Genomic DNA, 10,845 nt, shown 5'->3' with positions numbered 1-10,845 from the left:
CCGGCTCCCGCGCCCCAGCCCGCAGAGCCCGAGAAGCCCGCCTACCCGATGCCGTGGGACGAGCCCGCCGCGCAGGCGGCCCCGACTCCGGCGCCCGTCCCGGACGACGACGTCGTCCCCTACACCGACGCCGACGTGACGGTCTACGAGGAGGTCTACGAGCCCGACGTCCCGATGCCGGACGCCCCCGCGCCCCAGATTCCCTCACCAGCCCAGACCCCGATTCCCCCTCTGCCGCGAGCCTCGGGCTCGGCGCCCGACGCTTTGCCCGAGACCGCCGCCGGGGCCTTCCCCAGCGCGAGTCACGAAGTGAGCGACGAGCGCGGCGAGGAGCGCCGAGCGGCTGGGGAAGGCCCCGGCGGCACCTCAGGGGCCGGCGCCGGCGACGAGCTCACCCCCGAGTTCGCGAGCATTGCCTCCATGTTGGCGGAGGCGTTTGGGCAGCCGCTCTCGGTGAGCGTGGAGAGCGCGGCCACGACCTCGGACGAGGACGCCGCCGAGGAGCTCGCGATGGATGACGACGTCGCCTCCGAGATGGGCTACACCGACGAGCCCGTCGACGACGAGGACGACGAATAGGAAACGAACGAAAGGAACCGCAATGGCCAGGGGATACAACATGGGCGGCATGAACCGCAACCAGATGATCGCGCAGGCGCGCAAGATGCAGGAGCAGCTCATCGCCGTGCAGCAGAAGGTCGCCTCGACCGAGGTGTCCGCGAGCGCGGGCGGCGGGGCCGTGAAGGTCACCGCGACGGGCGGGATGCGCCTGACCTCGCTCACCATCGACCCCGAGACCCTCGACCCCGAGGACGTCGAGATGCTGCAGGACATAATCCTCGCTGCGGTCAACGACGCGCTCGAGTCCGCCGAGCAGATGGCGAGCCAGCAGATGGGGTCGGTGACCGGCGGCCTCAACATCCCGGGCCTGTTCTAGGCGGGCGCGGTAGATGACGAGCCCCGGCAACGACGGGCGCGCCCTGCAGCGCCTCCTCGACGAGCTCGGGAGGCTGCCGGGGATCGGCCCGAAGTCGGCCCAGAGAATCGCCTATCACCTCCTCGAGGCCGACGCCGAGGAGGCGCGTCGTCTGGCGCAGGCGATCCTCGAGGTCAAGCAGCAGGTGCACTTCTGCCCCGTGTGCTTTAGCTACGCGACGCGCGACACCTGCGACGTCTGCGCGGACGCCAGCCGCGACCGGACCTCCATCTGCGTGGTGTCCGAGCCGCGCGACGTCACGGCGATCGAGCGCACCGGGGCCTACCACGGGCTCTATCACGTCCTGGGCGGCGTGATCAGCCCCATGGACAAGATCGGGCCCGAGCAGCTCCACGTCCGCGAGCTGCTGGCGCGTCTGGCGGACGGCGAGGTGAGCGAGGTCATTCTCGCCACCAACCCGGACGTGGAGGGCGAGACCACCGCGACCTACCTCTCCCGCGTCATCCGCCCGCTCGGGGTGAGGACGTCGAGGCTCGCAAGCGGGCTTCCGGTGGGCGGGGACCTGGAGTACGCTGACGAGGTGACCCTCGGCCGCGCCATCGAGGAGCGCCGGGAGCTCTAGCCGCAAGGAGGAGATCATGGCAAACGAGAAGGGCCGTCACGCCGCGCACGCTGCCGGAACCTCGCCAAAGGCGAAGGTGTCTCGGCGGGCCGCGGCGGGCGAGGGGGAGGGCATCTCCACCATCCGCTCGGGGCAGGGCGCCCGCGTGACCACGCGCAAAAACGCCGCCGAGGCCGCCGACCGCGCGCGCCGCAATGCCGAGAAGCGCTACTTCAAGCGCCACCCCGAGGCCAAGGCGTCCGACGTCGGGCCCGAGCGCAGCGGCAAGAACGTGGTTCTTCTCGTCATCGCCTCGATTCTGGTGCTGGCGATCGTGTTTGTGATCGGGAGCTGCGTGACGGGCCTGGTCTTCTCCTCCAATGACGGCTCCTCGGACCAGCCCGAGCAGACGCTCAAGCTCACCGAGCAGGAGCAGCAGCTCGTCGACCAGCAGCTGTCCCACGACGTGGGTCAGGAGCGGGCCGACGTTGGCGGGTCGGTCTCGTTTGGGGGTGACTCCTACGCGCTGAGCCAGCAAGACGACGGCACCTGGGCGCTCGCCTGCACGAGCTCCTCGGGGTCGAGCTCGACGCTGTTTCTGATCGAGGGGACCCCCGTCGCGCTGCTGCGCTCGAGCGACACCCTCCTCATCCCGGAGAACCGCGGCGAGGCGTGGGACGTCGTCTGCTACGTGATCGACGGGCACAGCGGGGCGGGCTACGTCACGACGGCCGACGGCTCTCTCGCCGGGGGCGCGGGCGAGGCCGTTGACGCCGAGCTCGACGGGACCACGCTGCGCGTCACCGACGCCGACGGCGCGACCCACGACGTCTCGCTCGTCTAGTCGCGCGGCACCTCCGGGGCCCAAAGGACGCGCCCGAACTTTTTTGAAATTACCCCTTGCGCGATGGGTGGGGAATATGTCAGAATAGCCCTCGCGCAAGGCGAACGGGGTGTTAGCTCAGCTGGTTAGAGCGCCGGCCTGTCACGTCGGAGGTCGAGGGTTCGAGTCCCTTACATCCCGCCATTGCACTGACTGGGGACCCTTCGGGGTCCCTTTTTCATACCTCGAGACCCGGCGCCGCCCTCGCGTCCCCGGCGCCGCCCGCCGCGGCCGGGCGTCCTGCGCCGCTTGCCAACTCCTTACCAACCAAATGCTCACATCGGAGTATCATATCTCCGTACGCAACGTGCGACGACGGGACATACATGCGGCCCAGCAGCGAGCCAAAGACACAGGGCGTGGCGGTCTTCGACTTCGACGGGACCTCGATAGGGGGCCAGTCGGGCTCGCTGTTCACGCGCTACCTCTTTCGGAGCCACATCATGTCCCCGTGCAGGCTGGCGCGGCTGATCTGGTGGGGCGTGCGCTACAAGCTGCACCTCCCGTATCGACAGGACGAGGCGCGCGAGCTGGTCTTTGGCGCGCTGGGCGAGAAGAGCGCCGAGGAGGTGGACGCCGTGATGGCGCGCTTCTACGACGAGGTGCTCGCCCCGCTCTACCGGCCCCGCGCGGTCGAGGAGGCGGCCCGCTGCCACGCGGCCGGGCTCACGGTCCTGCTCGTCTCCGCGACCTTTGAGCCCATAGCCGCGCGCGCCGCCAAGGCGTTGGGCGCGGACGGGTTCGTGGCGACGCGCATGGAGCGCAACGCCGCGGGCGACTACACCGGAGAGGTCGACGGCCCGGTCATCGCGGGTGCCGAGAAGTACCAGGCGGTGGTGCGCTGGTGCGACGAGCACTTTGGGCCCGGCAACTGGTCGCTCGAGGCCGCCTATGCGGATCACCACTCCGACGCCGACCTGCTCGCCCGCGCCCGGAGGCCCTACGCGGTCTGCCCGGGGAAGACCCTCGCCGTCGCCGCAAGAAGAAACGGCTGGCCGATCCTGGACTGGAAGACGGGGTCGCGCGCCGGAAGGAGCTGAGATGGACATTTCGAGAAGGACGGACTACGCCTTGCGGATGCTCACAGAGCTCGTCGAGGACCCCAGCGGGATCGTGTCGGTCAGGACCGCGGCGCGCGAGAACGACGTGCCCTACTCCTTTGCCCGCTCGATCCAGCACGACCTCGGGGTGGCCGGCATCGTGGAGAACTCCCGCGGCGCCAACGGCGGCATGCGCCTGGCGGTGGACCCGCGCGAGACGACGCTGCTCGACGTCGTGGAGGCGCTCCAGGGGTCGGTCGAGATCTCGTGCTGCGCGGACCCCTCGGGGGACGGCTCGCCGTGCCCCAACCTGCCCACCTGCCGCTTTAGCCCGGTGTGGTGCAACGCCCGTCGCCTGCTGCGGGGGCTCTTCTCGTCGGTCACCCTGCACCAGCTGGTCGTCGAGGGCCGCTCCCCCGTCTTCGAGGGCGAGTTTCGCCTCGTCGACGTCTCGGCCGCGCGCGATCTCGCCACGTCCGACGCGTCGTCGCGATGAGGGTGGCGTCGTCCGTGAGCCCGGATGGGCTCGCCGAGTTCAGGGGGCTCGTCCTCGCGCGCGGCGCGGAGCTCTACCGCGACCTCCCGTGGCGGCGCACGCGCGACCCGTACGAGATCTGGCTCTCCGAGGTCATGCTCCAGCAGACCCAGACCACGCGGGTCGACGGCCGCTGGCAGCGCTGGCTCTCGAGGTTTCCCACGGTCGGCGCCCTCGCCGCCGCCTCGCCCGCAGACGTTCTCGACGAGTGGCAGGGGCTGGGCTACAACCGCCGCGCGCTCGCGCTGCACCGGGCCGCGGGGGAGCTCGTCGCGGGAGGGGGAGCACTTCCTGCCGACGCCCGTGCGCTCCAGGCGCTGCCCGGGGTCGGTCCCGCGACGGCTGCGGGGATTCTCGCCTTTGCTTTTGACCAGCACGCCGTTTATCTCGAGACCAACGTGCGCGCGGTCTTTCTCCACGAGCTCTTCCCCGGAGAGGGGGCCGTCTCCGACCGAGAGCTGCTCCCGCTCGTGGACGTAACATGCCCCGCGGACGCCAGCGACCCCGCCGACGACCCACGGACCTGGTACTACGCCCTGCTCGACTACGGCGCCTACCTCAAGCGGACGGTCCCCAACCCGAGCCGCCGCTCGAGCGGGCACACCCGCCAGTCCCGCTTTGAGGGCTCGCACCGCCAGAAGCGCGCCGCCGCGCTGCGCGTCCTTCTCGCTCACAGGGAAGAAGCGGCCGGTGGGCCGACCCTCGAGGCAATTTCCGCGGAGCTTGCAAGCGAGGAGGAGAAGTCGGGTAGAAGCCCCTTAAGCGCACCGGAGGTGCGGGCGCTGCTCGACGAGCTCGCGGCGGAGGGCTTCTGCCGACTCGTCGGGGACGCATGGTGCGTCTAGCTGAGTAAGGTATTGCGTGGTCGGGCAGGGGCCCGACCGGACAACGCCCCCGCGGGGGCGGGAGAGGAGTTCCGATGGCCGTTGACTTTGAGAGCTCGCAGACGAAGAAGAACCTCGAGGCAGCGTTCGCCGGCGAGTCTCAGGCCACCAACAAGTACGCCTATTACGCGAGCAAGGCCAAGAAGGAGGGCTACGTCCAGATCTCAAACATCTTCACCGAGACCTCCGGCAACGAGCGCGAGCACGCCAAGCTCTGGTTCAAGTACCTCCACGGCGGCGAGGTGCCCGACACCCTGACCAACATCAAGGACGCCGCGGCGGGCGAGAACTACGAGTGGACCGACATGTACAAGGGCTTCGCCGAGACCGCCGAGGCCGAGGGCTTCACCGAGATCGCTGCCAAGTTCCGCATGGTCGGCGAGGTCGAGAAGCATCACGAGGAGCGCTACAACAAGCTGGCCGAGCGCATCGAGGCCGGCGAGGTCTTCGCGCGCGAGGGCGTCAAGGTCTGGAAGTGCCTCAACTGCGGCCACCTGCACGTGGGCGCCGAGGCCCCCGAGGTCTGCCCCGTGTGCAACCACCCGCGCGCCTACTTCGAGGAGCACGCGATCAACTACTAGTCGCCTGACCCAATCGAGCCGGTGGCTCCCCGGTCCCGCACGCGGAAGTGCGCTTCGCGAAACTTCCGCTTAGCGGGACCGGGGAGCCCTCTCATGTGCCGCTCCCGCCCGCCCCGCGCTGTGGCTCCACGCGCTTAGCAATCGTGGCGCTTTCGGGCCCCGCCGACCGACCGCCCGCCGCAAACCGACCCCTGCTCGCGGGCGCATTGGTCTCACTCACGGTTTTTTCGTGGACAGCGCATTGACGAAATTGGCACAATGGGTGTTGTTCTGCGCGCTTTGATTTTGCGTCGGAATGCCCGCGCACGGGGCGCGGTGCCAAGACCTTCGAGGAGTGAGACATGGAAGCTCTCGACAGCACGCTCTACCTGAGCAACGACGACCTGTTCCTGTTCGCTCGCGGCGAGTGGTATCGCAGCTACGAGAAGATGGGCGCGCACCCCGCGCAAACGGATGACGGCACGAAGGGCTACCACTTCGCCGTCTGGGCCCCCGACGTCCAGAGCGTCCACGTCATCGGCGACTTCAACGGCTGGGACGAGACGGCCACTCCGCTCACCCAGACCGAGACCGGCGGCGTCTGGGAGGGCTTTGTCCCCGGCATCGAGGGCGAGTGCCTCTACAAGTACCTGATCGTCTCCGCCGAGGGCGAGAAGCTCTACAAGGCCGACCCGTATGGCTTCTACGCCGAGAAGATCCCGGGCACCGCCTCGCGCACCTTCGACCTCGCCGGCTACAAGTGGGGCGACGGCGCCTACCTGAAGAAGCGCGCCGCCCGCAACATGTTCAAGGAGCCGCTCAACATCTTTGAGGTCCACCTGGGCAGCTGGCGCCGCCACGGCGACGAGCCCCAGGGCGACCCGCGCCCCGACGGCACCTACCCCGGCCCCGGCGATCCCTTCCCCGCGCAGCGCGGCGTCGTCTACTCCTACGACGACCTCGCCGAGGAGCTCGTGGCCTACGTCAAGGACATGGGCTACTCCCACATCGAGGTCATGCCCGTCAACGAGCACCCCTTCGACGGCTCCTGGGGCTACCAGCCCACGGGCTACTTCGCGGCGACCTCGCGCTACGGCAACCCCAAGCAGTTCATGCACTTCATCGACGCCTGCCACAAGGCCGGCATCGGCGTGATCCTCGACTGGGTCCCGGGCGGCTTCTGCGCCAACTCCGAGGGCCTCGCCACCTTCAACGGCGAGATGCTCTACGAGCACAAGATCCACCCCAACTGGAACACCCACCAGTTCGACTACTCCCGCGGCGAGGTCCGCAGCTTCCTGGTCTCCAACGCCCTGTACTGGGCCGAGCTCTTCCACGCCGACGGCATCCGCATGGACGGCGTCTCGAGTATGCTCTACATGAACTTTGGCATCGACGACCCGGGCCAGAAGCGCTTCAACGAGAAGGGCACCGAGGAGGACCTCAACGCTTCCGCCTTCATCCGCCAGACCAACGCCGCGATGGGCAAGTTCTACCCCGACGTCATGATGATTGCCGAGGAGTCCACGGCGTGGCCGCTCGTGACCTACCCGCCCGAGAACGGCGGGCTGGGCTTCCACTTCAAGTGGGACATGGGCTGGATGAACGACACTCTGCACTACATGCAGACCGACTTCCCGTGGCGCCCCGGCAACCACCGCATGCTCACGTTCTCCACGATGTACCAGTTCAACGAGAACTTCATCCTGCCGCTCTCCCATGACGAGGTCGTCAACGGCAAGTGCTCGCTGATCACGCGCATGCCCGGAGACTACTGGCGCCAGTTCGCCGGCATGAGGGCGCTCGCCTTCTATCAGATGACCCACGCCGGCGGCAAGCTCAACTTCATGGGCAACGAGATCGCCCAGTTCATCGAGTGGCGCTACTACGAGGCCATCCAGTACTTCCTCGCCGAGCAGTACGAGACCCACCGCCACCAGCAGACCTTCGTCCGCGCGCTCAACCGCTTCTACAACGAGCACCCGGCGCTGTGGCAGCGCGCCTTCGAGTCCGAGGGCTTCGAGTGGATCGACGCCGACAACAACGACCAGTCGATCGTCACCTTCATCCGCAAGGGCGACAAGCCCGGCGACGAGCTCGTGATCCTCATCAACTTTGACGTCAACGCGCGCGAGGACTTCCGCATGGGCGTGCCCGAGTGGGGCGTCTACGAGGAGCTGTTCAACTCCGACGAGGAGCGCTTCGGCGGCTCCGGCGTCGTCAACACCGGCAAGATCAAGTGCCAGGACGAGCCGTGGAACGGCCGCGAGCAGTCCGTCGTCGTGCGCGTCCCGCCGCTGGCCGGCATGGTCCTCAAGCGCACCGGCGCGCTGCGCCGCCCGGCCAAGAAGACGGCGGCCAAGCCGGCGGCCAAGGCCACCAAGGCCGCGACCACCAAGACGGCTGCGACCAAGACGGAGGCAAAAAAGCCTGCTGCCAAAAAGCCGGCCGCCAAGAAGGCGCCGGCACAGAAGTCAGCAACGCGTAAGAAGGCTTCTGAGGAGTAATCGGAGTAGTAAGCTAAGTGGGGCCGCCCGGCTGGGCGGCCCCACACCGCCAAGGGGTCGACAAGCGACGACGACCCCTCGCGCGGCGCCCCAGCCGCGTGCCACCTGTCCTTGTCGCCCGATCTGAGGAGATGTTTTGACTACCGAGAAGATCTTTGAGAACGAGCAGGACTTCATCGAGCAGTATCGCGAGGCCTGCATGACGAAGTACGGCTCCAAGTTCGAGGAGTGCAGCAGCCAGGAGCAGTTCTACGTGCTCGCCGAGCTTATCGCCAGCAAGGCCCGCGCCATCCAGACGAGCTCGCACACCAAGGAGGAGAAGAAGGTCTACTACTTCTCCCTCGAGTTCCTCCTCGGCCCCCTGCTCGACAACTATCTGATCAACTTCGGCATCCGTGACCTCGTGGCCAAGGGCGTCGAGTCCATGGGCGCCAACCTCGAGGAGATCTGCCGCCAGGAGGTCGACCCGGGCCTGGGCAACGGCGGCCTGGGCCGTCTGGCCGCGTGCTTCCTCGACTCCATGGCCCACGAGGGCATCGCCGGCTACGGCAACGGCATGCGCTACCGCTACGGCCTCTTCCGCCAGTACATCGAGGGCGGCCGTCAGGTCGAGCGCACGGACAACTGGCTCGCCAACGGATTTCCCTGGGAGACCCGCAAGGACGGCAGCTCCGTGCTCGTGCGCTTTGGCGGCCAGGTCGTCCGCCACGAGGAAAACGGCCACTTCTGGTTCACCCAGGAGGGTGGCGAGATCGTCCGCGCCGTTCCCTATGACGTGCCGATCGTGGGCTTTGGCGGCAAGGTCGTGAACAAGCTGCGCCTGTGGTCGGCCGAGCCCTACACGGAGGACTTCGACCTCGACGCCTTCAACGCCGGCGACTACGCCCGCGCCAACAAGTTCCGCTCCGACGTCGAGGCCATCTCCACGATCCTCTACCCCAACGACGCGGGCGAGCACGGCCGGATGCTGCGCCTCAAGCAGGAGTACCTCTTCGTCTCCGCCGGCCTGCAGACCATCCTGCGCACCTATGAGCGCGAGTTTGGCCAGGACTGGGCCAACCTCGGCAAGCGCGTCTCCATCCACACCAACGACACGCACCCCGCCATGTGCGGCCCCGAGCTCATGCGCATCCTCGTTGACGAGAAGGGCGTGGGCTTTGACGAGGCCTATCAGATCTGCAAGGAGACCATCTCCTTCACCAACCACACGGTCATGCCCGAGGCGCTGGAGAAGTGGCCGATCAACACCTTCCGCAACCTCCTGCCGCGCCTCTACATGTTCATCGACGAGATCGACCGCCGCTACCGCGACAACCTCGCCACGCACCTCTCGCCCAACGACGGCAACTGGACCAGCGTCCTCGAGAAGACCGCGATCCTGTGGGACGGCCAGGTCCGCATGGCCAACCTCTCGATCATCTTCTCGCACTCGATCAACGGCGTCTCCGCGCTGCACACGCAGATCCTCAAGGACACCGTCTTCCACGAGTTCTACGAGATGATGCCGCACCGCTTCAACAACAAGACCAACGGCGTGACCCACCGCCGGTTCCTGTGCGAGGCCAACCCGTCCTACTCCAAGCTCATCACCGAGGCCATCGGCGACGGCTGGCTCGACGACGCCATGGAGCTCGAGAAGCTCGTTCCCTTTGAGCAGGACGCCTCGTTCCTCGAGGGCATGGAGGTCGCCAAGAAGGCCGACAAGGAGCGTCTGGCCGCTTACGTCAAGCAGACCTCCGGCGTGGTGCTCGACACCAACACGGTCTTTGACGTCCAGGTCAAGCGCTTCCACGCCTACAAGCGCCAGCTCCTCAACGTCTTCAAGGTGCTCGACATCTACAACCGCCTCATCACCGACTCGAGCTACAACCCGCGCCCGACGTCGTTCATCTTCTCCGGCAAGGCGGCCCAGAGCTACACCTTCGCCAAGGAGGTCATCCGCCTGATCAACTCGGTCGCCGACGTCATCAACAACGACGAGCGCGTGAACGACAAGATCAAGGTCGCCTTCGTGCCCAACTTCGCGGTCTCCAACGCCCAGCTCATCTACTCCGCGGCCGAGATCTCCGAGCAGATCAGCGTGGCCGGCGCCGAGGCCTCCGGCACCTCCAACATGAAGCTCATGATGAACGCCGCCATCACCCTCGGCACGCTCGACGGCGCCAACATCGAGATCTCCGAGCTCGTGGGCCCCGATAACATCAAGATCTTTGGCCTGCACGCCGACGAGGTCGACGCGCTTCGCGCCTCGGGCCGCTACTACGCGTGGGACATGTACAACTCCGACCGCGACCACCTCGGCCGCATCGTGGACATGCTCACCGACGGCACGCTCGCGCGCCTCTCGGGCAACTTCGACAGCATCCACGACTACCTCATGGTCGACAACGACCCGGATCTGGTCATGCGCGACTTCCACTCCTACGTCCAGGCGTGGAGCGAGCTGACCGAGTTCTACGGCGACCGCGCCGCATGGAACAAGTCGGCCCTTCACAATACCGCCAAGGCCGGATACTTCTCTTCTGACCGAACAATTCGTGAGTACATGGCTGACATCTGGCACATTTAGGTGTACGTGTTGGGGGGCCCGACGGCCCCCCATGCAATGGCTGTGAAAGGAGTGGGGGAATGAGCAAGAAAGAGTGCATCGCAATGCTCCTGGCAGGCGGTCAGGGCAGCAGACTCGGTGCGCTGACGAGCAACGTCGCCAAGCCGGCGGTCTCGTTCGGCGGCAAGTTCCGCATCATCGACTTCGCGCTCTCCAACTGTGCGAACTCGGGCATCACGACGGTGGGCGTCCTGACCCAGTACCGTCCGTACCTGCTGCACAGCTACATCGGGACCGGCGAGGCCTGGAACCTCGACGAGCGCGGCGGCGGCGTCTCGATTCTGCCCCCC

The 10,845-nt window shown here is 67.2% G+C and carries 10 protein-coding genes, 1 tRNA gene and 1 pseudogene; all 12 read left to right on the top strand.

The genetic code is table 11. The annotated features are described in order from the left end of the window. Window positions 1-579 (top strand): annotated as a pseudogene (locus B5F85_RS10740) (hypothetical protein); the annotation flags it as partial. Window positions 580-601: 22 nt separating this feature from the next. Next, window positions 602-937 (top strand): YbaB/EbfC family nucleoid-associated protein, encoded by a 336-nt coding sequence (locus B5F85_RS10215; protein WP_204204778.1) that lies wholly within the window; start codon window positions 602-604, stop codon window positions 935-937. A 13-nt stretch (window positions 938-950) separates the two neighbouring features. Beyond that, entirely contained in the window at window positions 951-1,559 is a 609-nt protein-coding gene (recR, locus tag B5F85_RS10210) for a recombination mediator RecR (protein ID WP_087316938.1), read from the top strand. A 16-nt stretch (window positions 1,560-1,575) separates the two neighbouring features. Further along, complete coding sequence (locus tag B5F85_RS10205) at window positions 1,576-2,382, top strand: hypothetical protein (protein WP_087316936.1); 807 nt, start codon at window positions 1,576-1,578, stop codon at window positions 2,380-2,382. Between the two features lie 106 nt (window positions 2,383-2,488). Next, a tRNA-Asp gene (locus B5F85_RS10200) sits at window positions 2,489-2,565 on the top strand. Between the two features lie 182 nt (window positions 2,566-2,747). After that, window positions 2,748-3,461 carry an HAD family hydrolase gene (locus tag B5F85_RS10195; RefSeq protein WP_087316934.1) on the top strand — a complete coding sequence of 238 codons (714 nt, stop codon included), beginning with the start codon at window positions 2,748-2,750 and terminating at the stop codon, window positions 3,459-3,461. A gap of 1 nt (window position 3,462) precedes the next feature. Next, complete coding sequence (locus B5F85_RS10190) at window positions 3,463-3,957, top strand: Rrf2 family transcriptional regulator (RefSeq protein ID WP_087316932.1); 495 nt, start codon at window positions 3,463-3,465, stop codon at window positions 3,955-3,957. Between the two features lie 14 nt (window positions 3,958-3,971). Further along, on the top strand, window positions 3,972-4,841 hold the full coding sequence (locus tag B5F85_RS10185) for an adenine glycosylase (RefSeq protein WP_239386882.1): 870 nt from the start codon (window positions 3,972-3,974) through the stop codon (window positions 4,839-4,841). Window positions 4,842-4,915: 74 nt separating this feature from the next. Beyond that, a complete protein-coding gene (rbr, locus tag B5F85_RS10180) occupies window positions 4,916-5,461 on the top strand; it encodes a rubrerythrin (RefSeq protein ID WP_087316928.1) in 546 nt (181 codons plus the stop codon). A 341-nt stretch (window positions 5,462-5,802) separates the two neighbouring features. After that, window positions 5,803-7,947, top strand: coding sequence for a 1,4-alpha-glucan branching protein GlgB (glgB, locus tag B5F85_RS10175; protein WP_087316926.1), 2,145 nt, complete (start codon window positions 5,803-5,805; stop codon window positions 7,945-7,947). 136 nt (window positions 7,948-8,083) lie between these two features. Beyond that, a complete protein-coding gene (locus tag B5F85_RS10170; RefSeq protein WP_087316924.1) occupies window positions 8,084-10,516 on the top strand; it encodes a glycogen/starch/alpha-glucan phosphorylase in 2,433 nt (810 codons plus the stop codon). Between the two features lie 59 nt (window positions 10,517-10,575). Continuing rightward, window positions 10,576-10,845: sugar phosphate nucleotidyltransferase (locus B5F85_RS10165; protein WP_255373666.1), on the top strand; the 270-nt coding region annotated here is incomplete at its 3' end.

Origin of the sequence: Olsenella sp. An293, from assembly GCF_002159495.1 — a bacterium.
GTDB lineage: Bacteria > Actinomycetota > Coriobacteriia > Coriobacteriales > Atopobiaceae > Thermophilibacter.
This window is presented reverse-complemented; position numbering and strand designations above follow the sequence as displayed.